This is a genomic window from Streptomyces sp. NPDC085900 (assembly GCF_044540925.1).
Classification (GTDB): domain Bacteria; phylum Actinomycetota; class Actinomycetes; order Streptomycetales; family Streptomycetaceae; genus Streptomyces; species Streptomyces gilvifuscus.
Genome location: NZ_JBITSP010000001.1, coordinates 1 through 23,544 on the forward strand (window position 1 = coordinate 1; position 23,544 = coordinate 23,544).

Here is a 23,544-nt window from a genome sequence, read left to right on the forward strand (position 1 = left end):
GTTGATAGGCCGGATCTGGAAGCACGGTAACGTGTGGAGGTGACCGGTACTAATAGGCCGAGGGCTTGTCCTCAGTTGCTCGCGTCCACTGTGTTGGTTCTGAAACCACGAACGGCCCCGTTTCGACGGTGCGGCATAGTTCGACAGTTTCATAGTGTTTCGGTGGTTATAGCGTGAGGGAAACGCCCGGTTACATTTCGAACCCGGAAGCTAAGCCTTACAGCGCCGATGGTACTGCAGGGGGGACCCTGTGGGAGAGTAGGACGCCGCCGAACAATTTTTGAGAAAACCCCCGGCCGGGGATACCGGTCCGGGGGTTTTCTGCGTTCGGGGTAATTAGGGCAACTCCCGCTCTGGTTCAAGGGGGTTTCCATGCTGGATGACCCCCTTGAACTACAAACGACCTGCGGTCTTCAAGGCCAGGTACGCGTCCGCCAGCGCCGGCGCCAGGTCGTCCGGCGTCTCGTCGACGACGGTGACGCCATGCCGGCGGAGTTGCTCCGCCGTGCGGTGGCGTTCGCTCTGGGCCTGGGCGGCGGCCGCGGCCTCGTAGACCGCGTCCGCGTTTCCACGTGCTGTCGCCATGCGTGCGATGTACGGGTCCGCCACGGAGGCAACGAGGACCGTGTGCCGCTGGGTGAGTTGCGACAGGACGGGGAGCAGGCCCTCCTCCACGGGGGCTGCGTCGAGACTGGTCAGCAGGACGATCAGGGAGCGGCGAGGGGCCGTACGAAGGGCTGTGGCCGTCAGGCCGCGAGCGTCCAGTTCGACCAGCTCGGGTTCTACCGTGGCCATGGCGTTCACGAGGGACGGAAGGACGTCTCGAACTGTGCGGCCTTGAACGAGGGAGCGGACTCGGCGGTCGTACGCCAGCAGGTCCACGCGGTCGCCGGCACGGGATGCGAGGGCTGCCAGGAGCAGGGCCGCGTCCATGGAGGCATCGAGGCGCGGGGCATCGCCGACGCGGCCTGCCGCGGTGCGGCCGGTGTCCAGGACCAGGAGGATGTGGCGGTCGCGCTCCGGGCGCCAGGTGCGTACGGCGACGGTGGACTGGCGGGCTGTCGCACGCCAGTCGATGGAGCGGGTGTCGTCGCCGGGGACGTATTCGCGGAGGCTGTCGAATTCCGTTCCCTCACCGCGGATGAGCACGCTGGTGCGGCCGTCCAGTTCCCGTAGGCGGGCCAGCTTGGACGGAAGGTGCTTGCGGCTGGTGAAAGGCGGTAGGACGCGGACCGTCCAGGGGACTCTGTGGGTGCCCTGGCGGGTGAACAGGCCGAGTGGGCCGTAGGAGCGGATCGTGACGCGGTCGGCCTGCCGGTCGCCGCGGCGGGTCGGGCGCAGGCGGGTGGTGATGCGGCGGCGTTCGCCCGCGGGGACCGTCAAGCGGTGGCGGGATGCTTCGACTTCGGTGCCGGGCTGCCAGCTGCTCGGCGGCCAGGCGTCGCGCAGGCGTGCCCGGAGCAGGCGACCGGACGGGTTGGTGACCGTGAGGGTGACGTCGGCGGTCTCACCCAGGCGCACGTTGGTGTCGCCTGAGCGCGTCAGGCCGAGTCGTCGTACCGGTGCTGCCAGGGCGAAGTCGCAGGCGCAGGCCACCGCCAGCGGGGCGTTCACGGCGAGGATGCCGGCCCAGCCTGGGTCCCAGATGCCGACGGGGAGGGAGCCGAGTGCCGCGAGGAGTGCGGCGCGTCCGGTGAGGGCCATCAGCGGGGGACGGGGACGTGAGCGAGGATCGCGTTGATGACGGAGTCGGCCGTCACGCCCTCCATCTCGGCCTCGGGGCGGAGTTGCACGCGGTGGCGGAGAGTGGGGAGGGCGAGTGCCTTGACATCGTCGGGGATGACGTAGTCGCGGCCTGTCAGCCATGCCCAGGCGCGTGAAGTGGCCAGGAGAGCTGTCGCGCCGCGCGGGGAGACGCCCAGGGTGAGGGACGGGGACTCGCGTGTGGCGCGGCAGATGTCCACCACGTAAGCGGTGATCTCCGGGGAGATCGTGGTCTTGGCGACGGCCGCGCGGGCCGCCTCCAGGTCGGCGGGGCCGGCGACCGGGCGTACGCCGGCGGCGCGCAGGTCGCGCGGGTTGAAGCCCTCGGCGTGACGGGTGAGGACGTCGATCTCGTCCTGGCGGGAGGGGAGCGGGATCGTCAGCTTGAGGAGGAAACGGTCCAGCTGGGCCTCGGGGAGGGGGTAGGTGCCCTCGTACTCGACCGGGTTCTGGGTCGCGGCGACCAGGAACGGGTCCGGGAGCGGGCGGGGGGTGCCGTCGACCGTGACCTGGCGTTCCTCCATGGCCTCCAGGAGGGAGGACTGGGTCTTGGGCGGGGTGCGGTTGATCTCGTCGGCCAGGAGGAGGTTGGTGAAGACCGGACCGGGCTGGAAGGAGAACTCGGCGGTTCGGGCGTCGTAGACGAGGGAGCCGGTGACGTCGCTCGGCATGAGGTCGGGGGTGAACTGGACGCGCTTGGTGTCGAGTTCGAGTGCCGATGCGAGAGCGCGGACGAGCAACGTTTTGGCGACCCCGGGGACTCCTTCAAGTAGCACATGTCCACGGCAGAGGAGGGCGACGACGAGGCCGGTCACGGCGGGGTCCTGGCCGACCACGGCTTTGGCGATCTCGGCGCGCAGGGCCTCCAGGGAGGCTCGGGCCCTGCCCGGGTCCCCGGTGATCCCGGCGTTGTCAGTGGTCGGGTCCATCATGGACGGCGTACCTCTCTTTCGAGGGCGTCGAGTTGGTCGGCGAGGGCGATGAGGGCCGCGTCGTCACTGGGCGGCGGGCCGAAGAGCAGGGAGTGCAGGGACTGTCCGTCGCCGCGGAGGTGGGCGGACAGCGCGGGGAGCAGGGTCTCGGGCGCGTGCGCCTGGGAGACGGGGACGCCTACGAGGGGGGCGAGGCGGGTGCGGGTGGTGGAGCGAAGAGCGGCGGCCGCACGGTCGCGGGCGTTGGCCTTGCGGTAGAGGCGGGCGCGGCCTTCGACGGTCTCGGAGGCGCGGATCGCCACCGGCAGTTTCTCGGGCACGAGGGGGCCGAACCGGCGTGCCCGCCAGAGGGCGGCGAGGGCTGCGGCGATGAAGAGCTGCAGGGTGCCCCAGAGCCAGCCGGAGGGGAGCAGGTCCAGGAAGCTCTTCTCGCCGCCGTCGGTGGCCGAGGAGTCGGAGAGCGAGGGGAGGTACCAGACCAGATGGGGGCGGGAGCCGAGGAGTTGCAGGGCGAGCGAGGCGTTGCCCTGCTCGTCGAGACGGTCGTTCAGGAGGATGTCGGGCGCGCCGAGGACGATGGTGTCGCCGTCTCCGGAGGTCTGCGGAATGCGCAGGAGGGTGGCCAGGCGCTCGCTGGGGTAGCACTTGGCGGCGTCGAGGTGGGTGGTGGTGTAGCGGATGCCGCCGGTGTCGGCGCGGCCGGCGCGCTGGGCGGCGGGCAGTCCGCAGTCGGGGGCGAGTGTGGAGCCGAAGCTCGTGGCGGGGTCCGCCGTCACGCCGGGGACGAGCCTCTCGACGGAGGAGCTGCCGGGTGCGACCAGGACGGTGCGGCCGCCGGAGTCGGCGATCGCGGTGTGCAGCGCGGTCTGTTGACGCTGCGTCAGCCGGTCCGGGACGGCGACCAGGAGAGTGGTGTTCGGGGAGGCCGCGGCGCGCGCCTCGGTCAGCGTGGTGACCACGCGCGTGGTGACGCCGTGGTCGGCGAGGATCTCGGCGACCGCGCGGCTGCCGTAGGGGTCGACCGAGCGCGGGTCGAGTTCGCCGTGCCGGACGTCGGAGCGGACCACGGCGATGACGACGGCCGCGGCCAGGATGAGGATCACGGCGAGGGCGATGCCTCGCGCGCGGGTCCACACCTGGCGGGCGGTGGGCGAGACCGAGGTGGAGGGGAGCGTGGTGGCCTCGGCGGTCATCCGTCCTCTCCCTGGCGGGTGTTGGGCGCCGTGCTGAGGGTGCTGTTCGCGAGTTGGGGCTTGGCGCGTTCGAGGTCGCGGTCGAGTTCGGCGATGCGGCTGTACGACATCTCGCTCGCCCTGCGGCCGCCGTACGTGACGTCGTCGAAGTCCCGGGCCGCCGTGCGCAGTCGGTCCGTGTGGGACGGCAGGGCGCGGCCCGCTTCGGCGGCGGCCTCGTCGGCGGTGCGGCCGGGGCGGACGTCGAGGAGTGCGCGTTCCTCGAGGGAGCGGACGATGGCGCGCATGCGTTCCTGGACGGCCTGGTTCCAGTGGCCCTGGGCGGCGTGTGCCTCGGCGGCGGCACGGTGGTCGGCGGCGCTGCGGGGGCGGTCGTCGAACAGGGCGGCGGAGGAGGTGGGTTGGCGGCCTGGGGTGCCCAGGCGCCACCACAGCGCGCCCAGTACCAGGAGGACCGCCACGATGATGACCACCAGGCCGAGCGCGCCTCCGGGGGTCGCGGCGGCGGCCGAGCCGAACAGTTTGTCGATCCAGTCCCAGAAGGCGTTGAGGGCTCGCTGGAACAGGCTGGGGTCGTTCTCGTGGTACATGCGCTTGGACAGCTCGCGCCGGGCCGCTTCCCGCGCGGGGTCGCGCGGGATCGTCACCGGTGGTTCGTCGCCGGAGCGCACCGACGACAGCAGAGATGTGTCGCCGGCGCGCAGCAGGGCCCGTACGGCCGATCCGGCGGCGCGTGGCAGTGCCGGCGCCGTGGTGAGAACTCCCCCCGTCGGACTCACCGCATCAGCTCCCCGAGCGGGTGCCGGTGCCGTACCCCTGGACGCCGGCGGCGCGGGCCAGGTCGAGGTCGAGGGCTTCTCGGCGGATGCGCTGGTCGATGTAGAGCAGCACGGTGACGCCGGCCGTGATCGGGAACGTGATCATGGAGCCGATCACCGAGCCGATCCCGCTGATGATCAGGAACGTCCAGCCGACGTGGCCCCCGCTGTTGAGGAAGCCGACGATGCCGTCGCCGCCGAGGGCCGCGCCGATGAAGGTGAAGGGGATGACCACGATCGAGGCGACGATGTTCGCGATGACCGTGGCGAGCAGCTGGATGCCGAAGATCCGCCACCAGGAGCCGCGGACCAGCTTCACGGAGCGGCCCATCGACTTGGTGATGCTCTGCTTCTCCAGCATCAGCGCGGGGGAGGCGAGCGAGAAGCGGATCATCAGCCACAGGGCGACGACGCCCGCGCCGAGTCCGCCGAGGACGGCCAGCGCGGCGCCCGCGGTGCTCGAGCCGGAGAGGGCGACGAGGATGCCGGGCAGTGTGCCGCCGAAGACGATGCCGAACGTGATGAGCATCAGCAGGAAGATCAGACCGAACAGCTTGAGTACCTGCGGGCGGGCGTCGCGCCAGGCCTCGCCGATGGCGACGGGCTTGCCGAGCACGGCCCGGCTGGTGACCGTCGTGAGCAGGGCGGTCGCCGTGATCGTGCCGATCAGGGAGATCAGGAAGACCACGGCGGTGTTCGCCATGGTGTCGCCCATGGCGCGGGTGACCTCGCTGAGGCTGGCGCTCGGATCGCTCAGGGTGTCCGCGGTGGCGTTGTCGTTGAGGGCGAAGCCCTGCAGCAGGATGACGGCGATCTGGGTGACGACGGCGACGGTCAGCGAGATGCCGAGGACCGTGCGCCAGTAGGTGCGCATGGTGGAGACCGCGCCGTCGAGGATCTCGCCCACGCCGAGCGGGCGGAGCGGGATCACGCCGGGCTTGGCCGCGGGCGGAGGGCCGCCCCAGGCGCCACCCCAACCGCCGCTCCAGCCGCCGGGGGACCCGTAGCCGCCGTACCCCCCTTGGCCGCCCGGACCGCCGCTGCCGCCGGGAGGCCGGCCGCCCCAGCCGGGGCCGGGCGGTGGGGGCGGCGGGGTCTGGCCCGGGCTCGCGGGTCCGGTGGGCGCGGACCACTGCCCGGCCGGAGGCTGCTCCTTGGACCACTTCACGCCCTGGTCCTGCGCATCGGTGCCCGGCCGGCCGGCGGAGTCCGTCGTGCCGGGTCGGTCGTGGGGCTCGGCAGGGCCGGAGGCGCCGGGTTCCTGGCCGTCGGACGGGGCAGATCCGGGCGAGGCCCAGCCCGGAGTGTCTTTCATCGTCGCTCCTTCACGGTGCCCGTCCGCGGTCGCGGCGGCAGGTTGGCTGCCATCGTGCCATGGGGTGGTCGCCCTGGTACCGGCCGCGGTATGGGCTGCGCACCTTCAATTGTCTGCGGAAAAAGGGGCAGACTGACGGCATGGCTGATCAGTACGCGCAATACGGCGAGGACAGCAAACCGACCGAGACCCCGGCGATCCGTTGGGAGGAGCCACCCGAGGGCCCCGTGGTGGTGCTTCTCGACCAGACAAGGCTGCCGGCCGAGGAGGTCGAGCTGGTCTGTACGGACGCGTCCGCGCTGGTGGAGGCGATCCGGTCGCTCGCCGTGCGCGGGGCGCCGCTGCTCGGCATCGCGGGGGCCTACGGCGTCGCGCTCGCCGCCGTACGTGGCTTCGACGTGGACGACGCCGCGAACACGCTGGCGGGAGCCCGGCCGACCGCGGTGAACCTCGCCGTCGGGGTGCGCAGGGCGCAGGCCGCCTACCGGGCGGAGTACGCCAGGAGCGGCGACCCCGAGCAGGCCGCGACGGCCGCGCTGACCGCGGCGCGGGCACTGCACGAGGAGGACGCCGAGGCCAGCGCGCGGATGGCCGAGCGCGGGCTGGCGCTGCTCGACGAGCTGCTGCCCGGCGGCGGGTACCGGATCCTCACCCACTGCAACACCGGTGCGCTGGTGTCGGGCGGTGAGGGGACGGCGTTCGCCGTGGCACTCGCGGCGCACCGGACGGGCCAGTTGCGGCGGCTCTGGGTCGACGAGACGCGTCCGTTGCTGCAAGGCGCTCGGCTGACGGCGTACGAGGCGGCGCGCAACGGGATGGCGTACACCTTGCTCACGGACAACGCGGCGGGCTCGCTGTTCGCCGCAGGTGAGGTGGACGCGGTGCTGATCGGGGCCGACCGCATCGCGGCCGACGGCTCGGTGGCGAACAAGGTGGGGAGCTATCCGCTCGCGGTGCTCGCGCGGTACCACCATGTGCCGTTCATCGTGGTGGCGCCGACGACGACGATCGATCTGGACACTCCCGACGGGGCGTCCATCGAAGTGGAGCAGCGTCCCGGGCATGAGGTGACCGAGCTCACAGCGCCCCAGGTGCCGACGATGGGAGCGGAGGCGGGCGGCGGTATTCCGGTGGCTCCCCTGGGAACTCAGGCGTACAACCCGGCGTTCGACATCACGCCGCCCGAGCTGGTCACCGCGATCGTCACGGAAGAGGGCGCGGTCTCTCCCGTGACCGCCGAGGCTCTCGCAGGACTGTGCGCGAGGTCCCGCCCGGTCTCGACGTAGCTCATGGGGTGGCGTGGCCTTCGCCGGAACGGAGGCTCTGTCCCGACGCCGTCGGCGAAGAGGTGTCGCTGCCTCCGCCTACTCTGGGTAGCGACACACGTCGCCGATGTCGACGTCAGGGGACAGGGGCAGACAGTGACGCCCGGATACGACTATCGTCACGGGCCAGTGACGCTGCTCACCTGCACCTTCGCCACCGTTATGAGAATGGGATGATGTCGTTTATGAAGGGACGAGTCCTTGTCGTCGACGACGACACCGCACTTGCCGAGATGCTCGGCATCGTGCTGCGTGGTGAAGGTTTTGAGCCGTCTTTCGTAGCCGACGGCGACAAGGCGCTGGCCGCGTTCCGGGAGAGCAAGCCCGATCTGGTGCTGCTCGACCTGATGCTGCCCGGCCGGGACGGCATCGAGGTCTGCCGTCTGATCAGGGCCGAGTCGGGTGTGCCGATCGTGATGCTCACGGCCAAGAGCGACACCGTCGACGTGGTGGTCGGGCTGGAGTCGGGGGCTGACGACTACATCGTCAAGCCGTTCAAGCCGAAGGAGCTCGTGGCCCGGATCCGGGCGCGGCTCAGGAGGTCCGAGGAACCGGCGCCGGAGCAGTTGGCCATCGGCGATCTGGTGATCGACGTGGCCGGTCACTCCGTGAAGCGGGACGGGCAGTCGATCGCGCTGACGCCGCTGGAGTTCGACCTGCTGGTCGCCCTGGCCCGCAAGCCCTGGCAGGTGTTCACCCGTGAGGTGCTGCTCGAGCAGGTGTGGGGATACCGCCATGCCGCTGACACCCGGCTGGTGAATGTTCACGTGCAGCGGCTGCGCTCCAAGGTCGAGAAGGACCCGGAGCGGCCGGAGATCGTGGTGACCGTCCGTGGCGTGGGGTACAAGGCAGGACCGAGCTGACATGACCGGTGACAGTGCCGCTTCGGCGACCGGGTCGGCAGGGGCCCGCGCGGGGCGGCCTGTCGGCCGGAAGGCGGCGGGCTCCCGCTGGAGGCGCCTGTTCGAGGGCGGGCTGCTGCAGGGCGGTGTCCAAGGCAGCCCCGTGCTGCGGCTGTTCATGCGCTGGGTGCGGCGGCCGCTGCTGCCCGTCATGCGGCTGTGGCGGCGCAACATCCAACTCAAGGTCGTCGCCACCACCTTGCTGATGTCGCTGGGCGTGGTACTGCTGCTTGGCTTCGTCGTGATCGGGCAGGTCCGCAACGGGCTGCTGGACGCCAAGGTGAAGGCCTCGCAGAGCCAGGCCGCCGGTGGATTCGCGGTGGCCAAGCAGAAGGCCGACGAGGCCGAGGCCGGAACCGGCGACGACGGCACGGCCGGGGACGGACGTTCCGCGCAGAGCCTCATCTCCTGGATGAGCAACCTCGTGTCGTCGCTGTCCAGCGGCGGGCAGGGCGCCTTCGACGTGGTGACGCTGCCCGCCGGAGACGACAGCGGCGGTGGCCGCGGACCGCGGGCCTCCGGCTACGTCGACCCCTCCGCCAGCGTGCCCGAGGACCTGCGTGCGCGGATCAACGACAACCCGACGGCCGCCCAGAGCTACACCCGCATCATCTACAACAACAACAAGGAGTCCCAGCCGGCGCTGGTCATCGGCAAGCAGGTCAACGACCCGAACGGCGACCCGTACCAGCTCTACTACCTCTTCCCGCTCACGCAGGAGGAGAAGTCGCTCAGCCTGGTCAAGGGCACGCTCGCGACCGCCGGACTGTTCGTCGTGGTGCTGCTCGGGGCCATCGCGTGGCTCGTGGTGCGGCAGGTGGTCACGCCGGTGCGGATGGCCGCCGGCATCGCCGAACGGCTGTCCGCCGGGCGGCTGCAGGAGCGTATGAAGGTCACCGGCGAGGACGACATCGCACGACTGGGCGAGGCCTTCAACAAGATGGCGCAGAACCTGCAGCTGAAGATCCAGCAGCTGGAGGACCTGTCGCGGATGCAGCGGCGGTTCGTGTCCGACGTGTCGCACGAGCTGCGGACACCGCTGACGACCGTACGGATGGCCGCGGACGTCATCCACGAGGCCCGCGAGGACTTCGATCCGGTGACCGCGCGGTCGGCGGAGCTGCTCGCCGACCAGCTGGACCGGTTCGAGTCGCTGCTCGCCGATCTGCTGGAGATCAGCCGGTTCGACGCCGGCGCGGCGGCACTGGAGGCGGAGCCGATAGACCTGCGGGAGGTCGTGCGCAGGGTCGTCAGCGGGTCCGAGCCGCTCGCCGAGCGCAAGGGGACGACGATACGGGTCGTCGGCGACCAGCAGCCCGTCGTCGCCGAGGCGGACGCCCGCCGGGTGGAGCGGGTGCTGCGCAACCTCGTCGTCAACGCCGTGGAGCACGGCGAGGGCAAGGACGTCGTCGTCAAGCTCGCCTCGGCGGGCGGCGCGGTCGCCGTCGCGGTGCGCGACTACGGCGTCGGACTCAAGCCCGGCGAGGCCACGCGCGTGTTCAGCCGCTTCTGGCGGGCCGACCCGGCACGCGCGCGTACCACCGGCGGTACGGGTCTGGGCCTGTCGATCGCCCTGGAGGACGCGCGGCTGCACGGCGGCTGGCTGCAGGCCTGGGGCGAGCCGGGCGGCGGATCACAGTTCCGGCTGACGCTGCCGCGCACCGCGGACGAGCCGCTGCGGGGCTCGCCGATACCGCTGGAACCGAAGGACTCGCGGCGCAACCGCGGCCTCGACGACGCCGGTCTGCCGCGCGGAGGGGCCGAGAAGGCCGCCACCGTGCCCGTACAGGCCGCGGGAGACCAGATACAGGCGATAACCCCGAGGCGGAACGGTGTGACCGCCACGGCCGATCCCACGGCGTTGCCCGGCAACGGCGCGCGCGTGGTGCCCCGGCCCGCATCGGGCGCACGGGCCCAGCAGGACGACACGCCCCCGGCGGAGGGGGCACGGAATGAGGCCCCGAACCGCCCGGACGTCTCCGGGCCGGAGGACTCGCAGAAGCAGGGGGAGGCATTCCGTGGGCGCTGACCGCGAGGGGGGCGCCCGGCGCAGACCGCTGCGCGCGATGGCGTACGGCGCCCTGGGCGTCGTAGTGCTGGCCGGGTGCGCGTCGATGCCCGACAACGGGGATCTGCGCGGGGTCGACTCCACGCCGCAGCAGGACACCCAGGTGCGGGTGTTCGCCATGCCGCCGCAGGAGAACGCACAGCCCCAGGAGATCGTGTCGGGCTTCCTGGAGGCGCTGACCAGCGATGATCCGAACTATTCGACGGCGCGGCAGTACCTGACCGGTACGGCGTCGCGGACCTGGCAGCCGGAGCTTTCCATCACGGTCCTCGCGGACGGTCCGGGCACCGCCAGCAACCGGCGATCGGACGCCAGGGACGACTCCGACGAGGTGTCGTACACGCTGAAGGGCACCAGGGTCGCCAGGGTGGACACGCAGCAGTCGTACTCGCCGGACAGTGGGCCCTACGCGTCGCTGGTGCATCTCGTGCGGGACAAGAAGACCCAGCAGTGGCGCATCGACCGGCTGCCGCAGGGCGTCGTCATGGGGAAGTCGGACTTCCAGCGCAACTACATGTCCGTCAACAAGTACTTCTTCGCCGTCGACGCCGCCGCGGGGTCGACGCACCCGACGGCCGTGGCGGACCCCGTGTTCGTACGCCGGCGGGTGGACCCCACGACGCAGATAGTGCGTTCGCTGCTCAGCGGCCCCACGCACTGGCTGGACCAGGTCGTGCGGACGAGTTTCCCCACCGGGTCGGCGCTGCAGAAGGGCGTCACCTCGCTGGCGCCGGACGACCAGAACACGCTGACAGTGCCGCTGAACAAGAACGCGGCCCGGGTCGGGCTGGACCGATGCGACGAGATGGCGGCCCAGCTGCTGTTCACGGTGCAGAATTTCGCCCCCGCGGTGGACACGGTGGCCCTGCGGTCCGGCAAAAAGAGGCTGTGCTCGCTCAACGAGGACCGCAGCGATGAAGTCGCCGCGCAAGGCTCGGCGCAGACGCCCGGCAACCTGTACTTCGTCGAGGGCAAGAGTCGGCTGGTGCGGATCCCCGCGGGCAGCCGGGGCCCGAAGGCCGATCCGGTGCCCGTGCCCGGGCCGCTGGGCGACAACGAGAAGCAGCTGCGGTCGGTCGCCGTCTCGCGCGACGAGCGGACCGCGGCGGCGGTCGGCGCCGACGGCAGCCGGCTCTACGTCGCGTCGCTGGTGTCGGACGACCCGCTCGGCAACCCCGTGCTGACGAGCCACGGCGCGACGAGCGACGACCGGCTGACCGCGCCGAGCTGGGACGCGCAGGGCGACCTCTGGGTGGCCGACCGTGATCCCGACAACGCACGGCTGCTGGTGCTCCAGCACGGCGCGGGCGAGCCGGTCGAGGTGAAGACGCCCGAGCTGGACGGCCGGATCGAGGAGGTCCGGGTGGCCGCCGACGGGGTGCGGGTCGCGCTGGTCGTGGCCAAGGGCACCAAGAAGTCGCTGATGATCGGGCGGATCGAGCGCGGTACGGAGGGCGGCAAGCCCACGGTCTCGGTGCTCGAACCGCGTCCCGGGGCACCGGAGTTGGAGGACGTGACGGCCATGTCATGGGCGGGCGACAGCCGGCTCGTGGTGGTCGGGCGCGAGCACGGCGGAGTGCAGACCATGCGGTACGTCCAGGTCGACGGCTCCACACCGGAAGGACCCGCGCCCGCGGCCCTCACCGGCGTCAAGGAGATCACCGCGGCCGAGTCCGACGACGGGCTGCCGCTGGTGGCGTACTCGGAGGACGGGATCGTCCGGCTGCCCTCCGGCGGGCAGTGGCAGAAGCTGGTCACGGACGGGTCGGCGCCCGTCTATCCGGGCTGAACCGGCCGCTGCCGCGCCGGGCGCGCAGGCGGCGGTGAGTTGTCCACAGGGAGTTTTCCACAGGGCTGGCAGGGCAGCCCGTGCGTTGGCACAGTGGACGGCATGCGGGGGTGGTGGCAGGACCTCACCGAGCTGGTGCTGCCGGCCGAGTGCGGAGGCTGCGGGAGGTCTCGCACGGTGCTCTGCCCGGAGTGCCGTGCCGCTCTGAGCGGGCCCGGGCCGAGCCGGGTGCGACCGGTGCCGGAGCCGGACGGGCTGCCCGTGGTGCACGCGGCCGCCCGGTACGCGGACGCGGTACGGGCCGTGCTGCTGGCCCACAAGGAACGGGGTGCCCTGGCCCTGGCGGCACCCCTGGGCGCGGCCCTGGCGGAGGCCGTGCGGGCGGGGCTGCGGCAGGTGGCGGACGCCGACGCGGGTCTTCCGGTGCTGCTCGTCCCGGTGCCGTCCGCGCGGGCGGCGGTGCGGGCGCGGGGACATGATCCGGCCAGGAGGATCGCGCTGGCCGCGGCGGGGCAGTTGCGGCGCGACGGGCTGCCCGCGCGGGTGGTCGCGGTGCTGCGGCAGCGGCGTGCCGTGGCCGACCAGGCGGGGCTCAACTCCCGCCAGCGGCTAAGGAATCTGGCGGGCGCGCTCGCCGTGGCGCCGGGTGGCGCGCGGCTGCTGCGCGAGGGCCGGGTGGTGCTCGTCGACGACCTGATGACGACCGGTGCCTCCTTGGCGGAGGCGGCGCGGGCCGTGCGGACGGCGGGGCCGATTTCGTACGACGGAGCGACAACGGCCGTGTATACGGCCGTGACTCGGGAAGTCAGAGGAGAACAGGCGGCCGGACCGGCGGAACGGAAGGCCGGAGGGATGCCCGGAGTGCCGGGAATGGCGGGCACGGCCGACGTCGTCCACGCGGCCGTGGTGGCCGCGCCTCCGGATGCTTTCGAAATAAACCGGAACTGACCGCTGACTTGCATCGTTGCAGGTAATGAGAGGGTCAATTCACCTGAACGGAGGTACGCGGGAGTAGAGGGTGACGACATCCGTCCGGGCGAGATATGTTCGGTTGTGAGAGAAAGGCGCAGGCCACACCTCTCATGGACGAATGCCGTGCTGCGGGTTTTCAACTATCACCCGTGGTGGTGGAGTGGAGATCTTGTCCGCGGGGGAGGAGGTGGAAGTCACCGAGTCCGAGGTTCCGGAGCACCGGAACCTGGTGCAAAAGGGAGATGCTCCGCAGCGAGGCGGAGCGATCCGGGAACGGAGTTCTGCGTGGACATCGTCGTCAAGGGCCGCAAGACCGAGGTGCCCGAGCGGTTCCGGAAGCACGTGGCCGAGAAGCTGAAGCTGGAGAAGATCCAGAAGCTCGATGGCAAGGTGATCAGCCTCGACGTCGAGGTGTCCAAGGAGCCCAACCCCCGACAGGCCGACCGCTGTGACCGAGTGGAGATCACGCTCCGCTCCCGCGGGCCGGTGATCCGGGCGGAGGCAGCGGCAAGCGATCCGTACGCGGCGCTCGACCTGGCGGCGGAGAAGCTGGACGCCCGGCTGCGCAAGCAGCACGACAAGCGGTTCTCGCGCCGTGGTGCGCGCAGGATCTCGGCAGCCGAGGTCCCCGACCACGTTCCGGGCGCGGCGACGCTCAACGGCAACGGCCAGGCCGTTCACGAGGAAGAGCCGGACGGCGTACCCACGAAGAAGATCGGTTCGCTGGAGGTGAAGGGCGAAGGGCCCCTCATCGTCCGCGAGAAGACGCACGTCGCCTCCCCGATGACCCTCGACCAGGCTCTCTACGAGATGGAGCTGGTCGGACACGACTTCTATCTCTTCGTCGACTCCGAGACGAAGGAACCGAGTGTCGTCTACCGACGGCACGCCTATGACTACGGCGTCATCCACCTCAGCACGGACCCGATGGTCGCCCAGGGGCACTCCCCCGCGCCCGGCGGCACGCTGGGCGGCTGATCCACGCGTCCGACAGTCGATCCGGTGCCCCTGGAGCGCCTGTGCGCCCCCAGGGGCACCGGTGTGCGACCACTTCGCGCCCCGCTCTGTCACCGCGTTGTCGGCCGGGCATGGAATCATGGCCGCAATGGCCCAACCGGTGGGTCGTTGCCTTGGGTTGGCGTTGGCACAGCACCACAGGCCACAGCCTTCAGGGGGAGGAACGATGGCGGACAGCTTCGGACCGATGCGTGACGAGGATGCCGACGGCGGCGTCGTCGGCATGGGCCCGGATGCGGGCTCTCCACGCAAGGAACCGATCAGAGTCCTTGTCGTGGACGACCACGCCCTCTTCCGCCGTGGCCTGGAGATCGTGCTCGCGGCCGAGGAGGACATCCAGGTCGTCGGGGAGGCCGGGGACGGCGCCGAGGCCGTCGACAAGGCCGCCGACCTGCTGCCCGACATCGTCCTGATGGACGTGCGGATGCCCAAGCGGGGCGGGATCGAGGCATGCACCTCCATCAAGGAGGTCGCACCCAGTGCCAAGATCATCATGCTGACGATCAGCGACGAGGAGGCCGACCTCTACGACGCGATCAAGGCGGGCGCGACCGGATACCTGCTGAAGGAGATCTCCACCGACGAGGTGGCCACGGCCATCCGCGCCGTCGCCGACGGGCAGTCGCAGATCAGTCCCTCGATGGCGTCGAAACTCCTCACCGAGTTCAAGTCGATGATCCAGCGGACCGACGAGCGCCGGCTGGTGCCGGCGCCGCGGCTGACCGACCGCGAGCTGGAGGTCCTCAAGCTCGTCGCCACGGGCATGAACAACCGTGACATCGCCAAGGAGTTGTTCATCTCCGAGAACACCGTGAAGAACCATGTGCGCAACATCCTGGAGAAGCTGCAGCTGCACTCCAGGATGGAAGCGGTGGTCTACGCGATGCGGGAGAAGATCCTCGAGATCCGCTGACGGGCGACAGGCGACAGGCGCGGTCAGCGCAGGGCCGTGGCCAGGGCCCGCGTCACTTCCTTGGTGAGGGGCGCGTGCAGCTCGGGGGCGTCGACCCGCTCCACGCGTACGCTCGTGCAGTTCACCCAGCTCGCCGCCTCGACCAGGGCCTCCGCCACGGCCGGCACCGCCTTCGGACCGTCCAGGGTGACCTGCTTGGCGACCAGCGTCGCGCCCTCGCGGGCAGGATCCACCCGGCCGACGAGACGGCCGCCGGCCAGCACCGGCATCGCGAAGTAGCCGTACACGCGCTTGGGCTTGGGGACGTAGGCCTCCAGGCGGTGGGTGAAGCCGAAGATCCGCTCCGCGCGCGCCCGTTCCCAGACGAGGGAGTCGAACGGGGACAGCAGCGTGGTGCGGTGGCGGCCGCGCGGAGGTGTCTCCAGGGCGGCGGGGTCCGCCCAGGCCGGCTTGCCCCAGCCCTCGACCGTGACCGGCACCAGGCCCGAGTCGGCGATCACCGCGTCCACCTGCTCGCCCTTGAGACGGTGATAGTCGGCGATGTCCGCGCGCGTGCCGACGCCCAGTGACCGGCCCGCCAGGCCGACGAGCCGGCGCAGGCACTCCGCGTCGTCCAGCTCGTCGTGCAGCAGGGTGTCCGGGATCGCGCGCTCGGCCAGGTCGTACACGCGCTTCCAGCCGCGGCGCTGGACGCACACCACCTCGCCGTACATCAGGGCGCGCTCGACGGCCACCTTCGCGCCGGACCAGTCCCACCACTCGCTCGTGCGCTTGGCCCCGCCCAACTCCGTGGCCGTGAGCGGGCCTTCGGCGCGCAGCTGCTTGATGACCTGGTCGTAGGCGCCGTCGGGCAGGTCGTGGTTCCAGTGCGGGCGGGCCCGGTAGGCGCGGCGGCGGAACGCGAAGTGGGGCCACTCCTCGACCGGGAGGATGCACGCCGCGTGGGACCAGTACTCGAAGGCGTGGGGCTCTCCGGACGCGGCGGTGTTCCAGTAGGCGTCCTCCACCGCCTTGCGGCCGACCGCGCCCAGGCGGGCGTACGGGATGAGCTCGTGGGAGCGGGCCAGGACCGAGATCGTGTCCAGCTGGACCGCGCCGAGATGGCGCAGGACACCGCGGACACCGCCCTTGCGGTCGGGGGCGCCCAGGAAGCCCTGGGCGCGGAGGGCGATGCGGCGGGCCTCGTCCGCCGAGAGGTCGGTGGTGGGACGCGGGGTCGTCATGGTCGGCACGATAGGGGGCGGCACTGACAATGGGCTTCGAGCTGGGCGTTCGTCGTGCCCACCGCCCGGCTGCACGACCGGCCGCGGATCACGGCCCGCGACGCCGAGCCGATCCGGACGGCAGGCCCTAGGTCGACGACACCTGCGCCGGAAGGTACGGCGCCGTCGACGGCAGTCCCAGGTCCGACGGCAGCAGGCCGCCCACCCACGCGTCGCGGCGCACGCCGCCGTGGATGATCGCGGCGCGCAGGACGCCCTCCATGACGAAGCCCGCGCGTTCCGCCACCGCGCGCGAGGGGTGGTTGCCGACTTCGGCGCGCCATTCCACGCGGTCGACGGACAACCGGGTGAAGGCCCAGCGGCAGACCTCGACGACCGCCTCGGTCACATAACCGTTTCCGCGGTGTTCCCTCGTACCCCAGAACCCGATCTCGGCGGTGCTGAGAGACCGCATGGCGAGGTCCAGCATGCCGACCAGTTCCTCCCCTTCGGGGAGGAACAGACCGAAGGTGAGCAACGAACCGCTCTCCCAGCCCTTGGGGGCGATCTCCTCGGTGAAAGTCCGCGCGTGTTCCGGGAGATAGGGCGAGGGGACCATCGTCCAGCGCTGGATTTCGGCGTCCTGGACGGCGGCGAACACCGCGTCGGTGTCCTGCGGGCCGACTCTGCGCAGAAGGAGACGGGCGGTCGTGAGCGTCACGGGTTCCATCGGCCGATTCTGCGCGGAGGCCGTGCGCGGACGCCATCCTTTTGCCGTGCGTGAGCGAGTGATCACAATTCGCGCAATTCCTGGGCCTGATCCGGCACCATCCGCGGGGCCCGTCCGTTGTCCCCTTTGAACCCGTCCGTCGGCCGCTTTGAACAAGATTTGAAGCGGTGCGCAGAGCACTGGGCGGTCGTCGTCACAGCGGGCCTCCCGGCTTGGCCGGGTCCTCGCATACGATGGCCGTTGCTCAGTGAGCAAATGGAAACCGACCGTCCCAGGCCCGACCGGCAAGGAGACCAACCCCCGTGTCCGTCCTCTCGAAGATCATGCGTGCAGGCGAAGGCAAGATCCTGCGCAAGCTGCACCGCATCGCGGACCAGGTCAACTCCATCGAAGAGGACTTCGTCGACCTCTCCGACGCCGAGCTGCGGGCCCTCACCGATGACTACAAGGCGCGGATCGCCGAGGCTCTCGCAGACGAGCCCGACGAGTCCAAGCACGACGACATCATCGACAAGGTCCTCGACGACCTGCTGCCCGAGGCGTTCGCCACGGTGCGCGAGGCCGCCAAGCGCGTGCTGGGCCAGCGTCACTACGACGTGCAGATGATGGGCGGCGCCGCCCTGCACCTCGGCTACGTCGCCGAGATGAAGACCGGTGAGGGCAAGACGCTCGTCGGCACCCTGCCCGCCTACCTCAACGCCCTCTCGGGCCGCGGCGTCCACCTCATCACGGTCAACGACTACCTGGCCGAGCGCGACTCCGAGATGATGGGCCGCGTCCACAAGTTCCTCGGTCTGTCCGTCGGTTGCATCCTCGCCAACATGACGCCGGCCGAGCGCCGCGAGCAGTACAACTGCGACATCACGTACGGCACGAACAACGAGTTCGGCTTCGACTATCTCCGCGACAACATGGCGTGGTCCCAGGACGAGCTCGTCCAGCGCGGCCACAACTACGCCATCGTCGACGAGGTCGACTCCATCCTCGTCGACGAGGCCCGTACGCCGCTGATCATCTCCGGCCCGGCCGACCAGGCCACCAAGTGGTACGGCGACTTCGCCAAACTGGTCCTGCGCCTGAAGAAGGGCGAGGCGGGCAACCCCCTCAAGGGCCTGGAGGAGACCGGCGACTACGACGTCGACGAGAAGAAGCGCACCGTCGCCATCCACGAGTCCGGCGTCAGCAAGGTCGAGGACTGGCTGGGCATCGACAACCTCTACGAGTCGGTGAACACGCCTCTGGTGGGCTACCTGAACAACGCCATCAAGGCCAAGGAGCTCTTCAAGAAGGACAAGGACTACGTCGTCATCGACGGCGAGGTCATGATCGTCGACGAGCACACCGGCCGTATCCTCGCCGGCCGCCGCTACAACGAGGGCATGCACCAGGCGATCGAGGCGAAGGAAGGGGTGGACATCAAGGACGAGAACCAGACGCTCGCCACGATCACCCTGCAGAACTTCTTCCGCCTCTACAGCAAGCTCTCCGGCATGACCGGTACGGCGATGACCGAGGCCGCCGAGTTCCACCAGATCTACAAGCTCGGCGTGGTCCCGATCCCCACCAACAAGCCGATGATCCGCAAGGACCAGTCGGACCTCATCTACCGCACCGAGGTCGCCAAGTTCGAGGCGGTCGTCGACGACATCGCGGAGAAGCACGAGAAGGGCCAGCCGATCCTCGTCGGCACGACGTCGGTCGAGAAGTCCGAGTACCTCTCGCAGCAGCTGTCCAAGCGCGGCATCCAGCACGAGGTCCTCAACGCCAAGCAGCACGACCGGGAGGCGACGATCGTCGCCCAGGCCGGCCGCAAGGGCGCCGTCACCGTGGCCACGAACATGGCCGGCCGTGGTACCGACATCAAGCTCGGCGGCAACCCCGAGGACCTCGCCGAGGCGGAGCTGCGCCAGCGCGGCCTCGACCCCGAGGAGCACATCGAGGAGTGGGCGCACGCCCTGCCCGCCGCCCTGGAGCGGGCCGAGCAGGCGGTCAAGGCGGAGAAGGAAGAGGTCGAGGAGCTCGGCGGCCTGTACGTGCTGGGCACCGAGCGGCACGAGTCGCGCCGTATCGACAACCAGCTGCGCGGCCGTTCCGGCCGTCAGGGCGACCCCGGCGAGTCCCGCTTCTACCTCTCCCTCGGCGACGACCTGATGCGGCTGTTCAAGGCCCAGATGGTCGAGCGCGTGATGTCGATGGCGAACGTCCCGGACGACGTCCCGATCGAGAACAAGATGGTCACGCGCGCGATCGCGTCCGCGCAGTCGCAGGTCGAGCAGCAGAACTTCGAGACCCGTAAGAACGTCCTGAAGTACGACGAGGTCCTCAACCGGCAGCGCGAGGTCATCTACGGCGAGCGGCGCCGCGTCCTGGAGGGCGAGGACCTGCAGGAGCAGGTCGTGCACTTCATGGACGACACGATCGACGCGTACATCGCGGCGGAGACCGCCGAGGGCTTCGCGGAGGACTGGGACCTGGAGCGGCTGTGGGGCGCCTTCAAGCAGCTCTACCCAGTGAAGGTCACCATCGAGGAGCTGGAGGAGGCGGCCGGTGACCGGGCCGGTCTGACCGCCGAGTTCATCTCCGAGTCCATCAAGGACGACATCCACGAGCAGTACGAGTCGCGCGAGGCGCAGCTCGGCTCCGAGATCATGCGTGAGCTGGAGCGCCGGGTCGTGCTGTCGGTCCTGGACCGCAAGTGGCGCGAGCACCTCTACGAGATGGACTACCTCCAGGAGGGCATCGGCCTGCGCGCGATGGCGCAGAAGGACCCGCTGGTCGAGTACCAGCGCGAGGGCTTCGACATGTTCACCGCGATGATGGAGGGCATCAAGGAGGAGTCCGTCGGCTACCTGTTCAACCTGGAGGTCCAGGTCGAGCAGCAGGTCGAGGAGGTCCCGGTCGAGGACGCGGCACCGGTCGACATGCAGAAGCAGGACGTCGTGCCGGCGCAGGCGGGTGCCCGCCCGGAGATCCGCGCCAAGGGCCTGGACGCGCCGCAGCGCCGCAACCTCCACTTCTCCGCGCCGACCGTGGACGGCGAGGGAGGCACCATCGAGGGCGACTTCGTCGGCGACGACGAGCCGGTGCGCTCCGAGGCCGACGGCCTCACGCGCGCGGAGCGCCGCAAGCAGTCGCGTGGCGGCCGACGCCGCAAGAAGTAGGGCACGAAGCGGCTGTACGGCGGCACCTGACGGTGCCGGCGGCGCCGTAGCGGCTTGAAGGGCCGGGTCACCCCAGGGTGACCCGGCCCTTCGGCGTACTCGGTGCCCGCGGGGTCAGGCGTCGTCGGCCGGGAGCGGCGGCCGGGCGCCGCCCAGTTCCACCGCCGTGCAGCGCCAGCGCAGGTCGCGGCCCCGTTCCAGGCGGAACGCCATGGCGCGCAGCTGGTCGCCCGCGCCGATGCGGGCGAAGACCTCGACGGCGCCGGGACGCGCTTCGTAGTAGCCGATGTCGCGGACGACCGGGCGTGTGCCGCGGGCGCGCAGGGGACCGCGTTCGGCGAGCCAGGCCAGTTCGTCGTAGGCACGGCCCGCGGTGTGCCGGAGCATCGAGTGAACCGGCCGCTGACCGCTCAGGACGGCGAGGAGCAGGTCGGCGAAGACATCGCTGGGACGGGGCTGGGCAGGGGGCAGGCGGCGCGCCTGGGCGGGGACGGTGGGGGAGGGGGTGCCGGTGTCGGGCTGGTCCTGGGCAATGGGGTTCGACAGGGAGTTCGGGGCCGGTGCGGTGCCGGCCGTGGTGCGGGTGAGGGTGGCGGCGGCGGTGGCCGGGGCCGTGGGTGGGCGGGAGTCGCCCGGCCCGGTGCCGGTGGCGCGGGGGCGGGGTGGGCGGCCCTCTCCCGGTGCGGTGCGCGCGGGACTGCCGCCCGGAGTGCGGGGCGGGGCGCCCGCGGGGCGGCGGGAGTCCTGGCGGGCCGGCGGGCGGGAGCCCGGACGGCGCTGGGCGGTCCTGGTCATGACCTTGTGCATGGAAGTCCCCGTTTCCTCGGTTCGCGAGACCGCCGGTACCGGTCGGTAACTTGGCGTTGGGGATCTTGTACGGGGTCGCGGTGGGCGGCGGCAAGGAAGGTCTCGTCCGCGTCGGGGCGGGCGGAAACTTCACCTATCAGGGTGATCGAGAGGCCCTCGGGCCCGTGTTCGCGCGGAGGCGGCGGGTGAATCGCGGGACGCGGGTCGACGGCCCGGGCGTCACGGTGGGGAACTCGAAAGGGGACCCCCGCGCGTATCCTGAAGGCCCTCCGGAAGGTCCTCCGACCCCGACGAACAGGAAAGCGGCCAACCATGCGCGTCTACGTCCCCCTGACCCTCCCCGGGCTCGCCGAGGCGTACAAGACGGGTGAGTTGGCCAGTGGACCGTTCGTCGCGTACGCCGTCACGCCCGCGTTGCGCGAGTGGTACCTGTCCGACGACATCGAGGAACTGGAGTACGCGGCGCTGAACCGTGCCGCGCTGGCCTCGCTGCGGCTGCTGGCCGCCGACCCCGGCGCCGCGCGCCGCCGGGTCGTGGTCGCCGTCGACGTGCCGGACGGTGCCGCGTCCGCCGACCCCGACCGCGGGCTCGACCCGGCGGCGCTGGGCGAGGTGCGGGTCACCGGAACCGTGGCGCTGGCCAAGGCGGCCGCCGTGCACGTCGACCTCGACGACGCGGAGGCGGACGTGGCCGCGGCGGCCGCGGCGCTGGAGGCGGCCGACGGCGGGGACGACGACGCGCAGTTCGTGGTGGACGGCGCCGAGGACCACGAGCTGCTGTGGTACGCGACGCAGGAGATCCCCAACCTGGTGGGGCTCGCGGACTGAGCGCTTCCGCTCTCCTCGACCGGGCGGCCTCTTGATTGTCAGTGGCGGCGGGTAGGTTTTCTGCATGGGGAAGCAAGCAGGGGCACACATCGTGTGGGACTGGAACGGGACGCTGTTCCACGACAACGACGCGATCATCGGGGCGACCAACGCCGCGTTCGCCGAGCTTGGCCTGGAGCCGATCACCATGGAGCAGTACCGGGCGCTGTACTGCGTGCCGGTGCCCAAGTTCTACGAGCGGCTGCTGGGACGGCTGCCGACGGACGCCGAGTGGGAGCTCATGGACGAGGTCTTCCACCGGTACTACGCCGAGCACCGGGTGAGATGCGGGCTGGCCGAGGGAGCGGTGGAACTGCTCGCCGGGTGGACGTCGGCGGGGCGCAGCCAGTCGATCCTGAGCATGTACGTGCATGACGAGCTGGTGCCGCTGGTGCGCGGCTTCGGGATCGAGGCCCACTTCATACGCGTCGACGGGCGCACCGGCCCGTCCGGCGGCAGCAAGGCCGAGCACATGGTGCGGCACCTGGCGTCGCTGCGCGGGGTCGATCCCGGGCGGACGGTGGTGATCGGCGACGCCGCGGACGACGCGGTGGCCGCGATGCACGTCGGCGCGCGGGCCGTGCTCTACACCGGCGGCTCGCACGGACGGGCCAGCCTCGAGGAGGTCGGCGTGCCGGTGGTGGACACCCTGGCGGAGGCGGTCGTGGAGGCGGAGCGGCTGGCCGCCTGACCGCCGACGACACCACGGCCGAGGTCATGCCACTGGCGTCGAGGACACGCCACCGGCGTCGATGTCACACCACCGGCGCCGAGAACACGCCACCGGCGCCGAGAACACGCCACCGGCGTCGATGTCACACCACCGGTGCCGAGGTCATGTCACCGGTGCCTTGGCCCTCAGCACCGTCAGGAACTCCCGCATCCAGGCCGAATGGTCCGGCCAGGCCCGTGCGGACACCAGGGTGCCGTCCACCACCGCCTCCGCGTCCTGGAAGTCGGCGCCGGCGGACTGCATGTCCGGTTCCAGCGCCGGATAGGCCGTGACGCGGCGGCCGCGGAGGCCGTCGACCGCGGCGGTGAGCAGGGGACCGTGGCAGATCTGGGCGATCGGCTTGTCGGCGTCGAAGAAGGACTTGAGGATCTTGCGCAGCTCGGGGTCGTTGCGCAGGTACTCGGGGGCCCGGCCACCGGGGATGACCAGGGCCGCGTACTGGCCGGGTTCGACCTCGGAGAAGGCCAGGTCGGCGGGCCAGGTGTAGCCGGGCTTCTCGGTGTAGGTGTCGAAGCCGGGTTCGAAGTCGTGGACGACGAACCGCAGCTTCTTGCGGGCCGGGGCCGCGATGTGGACCTCGTAGCCCTCCTCGCGCAGGCGCTGGTAGGGGTACAGGACCTCGAGCGATTCGGCCGCGTCGCCGGTGACGATGAGGATTTTGGCTGTCATGTCGGCAACGTGCCTCCGTCGGGCGCGCTTGCCAAGGGGGTCCGCACCGGGGAAGGCGAGGCAGTGCGGGAAGAAGGGGAAAGGTGGTCTCTAGTGTCTTGTGAGGCGTTTCGCCCCTGTGCAGAACGTCAAAGTTCCCCACCGGGTTTTGTACACATACGGCTCATGACGGGCCCCCTGTAAGGAGCGATAGCCTTGGTGGCGTGATCAGCGCGATAGCTCGCGGGGGCAACGTCGCCCCTGCCCTGCGCCCGACGAGCACGGAACACCTCCGTGGCCGGGCGGCGGTCGCTGGTCTTCGCGGGCGGGACGGGATCGCAAGGGTCCCCAGGACGCCGTACACACCCCTGGAACAGGCGATGCCGAG

General features: G+C 70.8%; 19 protein-coding genes and 2 rRNA genes. 12 read left to right on the forward strand and 9 right to left on the reverse strand.

The window, feature by feature from the left end; all coding sequences use genetic code 11:
• Positions 1–73 (forward strand): 23S ribosomal RNA (locus ACIGDI_RS00005); the annotation flags it as partial.
• An 85-nt stretch (positions 74–158) separates the two neighbouring features.
• Positions 159–275, forward strand: a 5S ribosomal RNA gene (gene rrf / locus ACIGDI_RS00010).
• Between the two features lie 118 nt (positions 276–393).
• On the opposite strand, the gene ACIGDI_RS00015 is transcribed toward rrf, so the two are convergent.
• From ACIGDI_RS00015 to ACIGDI_RS00035, 5 genes are read right to left on the reverse strand one after another with little or no spacing between them, the layout of a single operon-like run.
• Positions 394–1,704, reverse strand: a complete 1,311-nt coding sequence (locus tag ACIGDI_RS00015; RefSeq protein ID WP_399888220.1) for a DUF58 domain-containing protein — start codon at positions 1,702–1,704, stop codon at positions 394–396.
• The gene (locus tag ACIGDI_RS00020; protein ID WP_399890423.1) at positions 1,704–2,693 is read right to left on the reverse strand and encodes an AAA family ATPase; all 990 of its coding nucleotides are present in this window, start codon (positions 2,691–2,693) and stop codon (positions 1,704–1,706) included. Before ACIGDI_RS00020 ends, ACIGDI_RS00015 begins: the two co-directional genes overlap by 1 nt.
• A complete protein-coding gene (locus tag ACIGDI_RS00025; protein ID WP_399888223.1) occupies positions 2,693–3,889 on the reverse strand; it encodes a DUF4350 domain-containing protein in 1,197 nt (398 codons plus the stop codon). The genes ACIGDI_RS00020 and ACIGDI_RS00025 overlap by 1 nt, the downstream gene beginning before the upstream one ends.
• Complete coding sequence (locus ACIGDI_RS00030) at positions 3,886–4,668, reverse strand: DUF4129 domain-containing protein (protein WP_399888226.1); 783 nt, start codon at positions 4,666–4,668, stop codon at positions 3,886–3,888. Before ACIGDI_RS00030 ends, ACIGDI_RS00025 begins: the two co-directional genes overlap by 4 nt.
• Positions 4,669–4,672: 4 nt before the next feature.
• Positions 4,673–6,022, reverse strand: coding sequence for a hypothetical protein (locus ACIGDI_RS00035; protein WP_399888228.1), 1,350 nt, complete (start codon positions 6,020–6,022; stop codon positions 4,673–4,675).
• A gap of 140 nt (positions 6,023–6,162) precedes the next feature.
• Here ACIGDI_RS00035 and mtnA point away from each other — a divergent pair, with 140 nt between their 5' ends.
• The 7 genes from mtnA (at position 6,163) to ACIGDI_RS00070 (ending at position 15,008) form a co-directional block, all read left to right on the forward strand.
• Positions 6,163–7,308 carry an S-methyl-5-thioribose-1-phosphate isomerase gene (gene mtnA / locus ACIGDI_RS00040; protein ID WP_399888230.1) on the forward strand — a complete coding sequence of 382 codons (1,146 nt, stop codon included), beginning with the start codon at positions 6,163–6,165 and terminating at the stop codon, positions 7,306–7,308.
• A gap of 212 nt (positions 7,309–7,520) precedes the next feature.
• Positions 7,521–8,210, forward strand: coding sequence for a two-component system response regulator MtrA (mtrA, locus tag ACIGDI_RS00045; protein ID WP_187284748.1), 690 nt, complete (start codon positions 7,521–7,523; stop codon positions 8,208–8,210).
• Position 8,211: 1 nt separating this feature from the next.
• Entirely contained in the window at positions 8,212–10,278 is a 2,067-nt protein-coding gene (gene mtrB, locus ACIGDI_RS00050; protein ID WP_399888234.1) for an MtrAB system histidine kinase MtrB, read from the forward strand.
• Positions 10,268–12,106, forward strand: a complete 1,839-nt coding sequence (locus ACIGDI_RS00055) for an LpqB family beta-propeller domain-containing protein (RefSeq protein ID WP_399888237.1) — start codon at positions 10,268–10,270, stop codon at positions 12,104–12,106. Before mtrB ends, ACIGDI_RS00055 begins: the two co-directional genes overlap by 11 nt.
• Positions 12,107–12,208: 102 nt before the next feature.
• Positions 12,209–13,054, forward strand: a complete 846-nt coding sequence (locus tag ACIGDI_RS00060) for a ComF family protein (protein WP_399888239.1) — start codon at positions 12,209–12,211, stop codon at positions 13,052–13,054.
• A 309-nt stretch (positions 13,055–13,363) separates the two neighbouring features.
• Positions 13,364–14,056 (forward strand): ribosome hibernation-promoting factor, HPF/YfiA family, encoded by a 693-nt coding sequence (gene hpf / locus ACIGDI_RS00065; protein ID WP_200704725.1) that lies wholly within the window; start codon positions 13,364–13,366, stop codon positions 14,054–14,056.
• Positions 14,057–14,261: 205 nt separating this feature from the next.
• Positions 14,262–15,008, forward strand: a complete 747-nt coding sequence (locus tag ACIGDI_RS00070) for a response regulator transcription factor (protein WP_030943352.1) — start codon at positions 14,262–14,264, stop codon at positions 15,006–15,008.
• A gap of 23 nt (positions 15,009–15,031) precedes the next feature.
• Here the strand turns inward: ACIGDI_RS00070 and ACIGDI_RS00075 are convergent, their stop codons facing one another.
• Both ACIGDI_RS00075 and ACIGDI_RS00080 read right to left on the reverse strand, forming a co-directional pair.
• Positions 15,032–16,231, reverse strand: a complete 1,200-nt coding sequence (locus ACIGDI_RS00075; protein WP_399888244.1) for a winged helix-turn-helix domain-containing protein — start codon at positions 16,229–16,231, stop codon at positions 15,032–15,034.
• A 127-nt stretch (positions 16,232–16,358) separates the two neighbouring features.
• Positions 16,359–16,940 carry a GNAT family N-acetyltransferase gene (locus ACIGDI_RS00080; protein WP_399888247.1) on the reverse strand — a complete coding sequence of 194 codons (582 nt, stop codon included), beginning with the start codon at positions 16,938–16,940 and terminating at the stop codon, positions 16,359–16,361.
• A gap of 302 nt (positions 16,941–17,242) precedes the next feature.
• Here ACIGDI_RS00080 and secA point away from each other — a divergent pair, with 302 nt between their 5' ends.
• Entirely contained in the window at positions 17,243–20,101 is a 2,859-nt protein-coding gene (secA, locus tag ACIGDI_RS00085; RefSeq protein WP_399888250.1) for a preprotein translocase subunit SecA, read from the forward strand.
• Between the two features lie 114 nt (positions 20,102–20,215).
• Here secA and ACIGDI_RS00090 read toward each other — a convergent pair whose 3' ends face one another.
• Complete coding sequence (locus tag ACIGDI_RS00090) at positions 20,216–20,908, reverse strand: Rv3235 family protein (RefSeq protein ID WP_399888253.1); 693 nt, start codon at positions 20,906–20,908, stop codon at positions 20,216–20,218.
• A gap of 312 nt (positions 20,909–21,220) precedes the next feature.
• Here ACIGDI_RS00090 and ACIGDI_RS00095 point away from each other — a divergent pair, with 312 nt between their 5' ends.
• Both ACIGDI_RS00095 and ACIGDI_RS00100 read left to right on the forward strand, forming a co-directional pair.
• Entirely contained in the window at positions 21,221–21,736 is a 516-nt protein-coding gene (locus tag ACIGDI_RS00095; protein WP_272174234.1) for a DUF6912 family protein, read from the forward strand.
• Positions 21,737–21,800: 64 nt separating this feature from the next.
• The gene (locus ACIGDI_RS00100; RefSeq protein ID WP_351800112.1) at positions 21,801–22,466 is read left to right on the forward strand and encodes an HAD hydrolase-like protein; all 666 of its coding nucleotides are present in this window, start codon (positions 21,801–21,803) and stop codon (positions 22,464–22,466) included.
• 144 nt (positions 22,467–22,610) lie between these two features.
• Here ACIGDI_RS00100 and ACIGDI_RS00105 read toward each other — a convergent pair whose 3' ends face one another.
• The gene (locus ACIGDI_RS00105; protein ID WP_399888257.1) at positions 22,611–23,177 is read right to left on the reverse strand and encodes a DJ-1/PfpI family protein; all 567 of its coding nucleotides are present in this window, start codon (positions 23,175–23,177) and stop codon (positions 22,611–22,613) included.
• Positions 23,178–23,544: the final 367 nt, after the last annotated feature.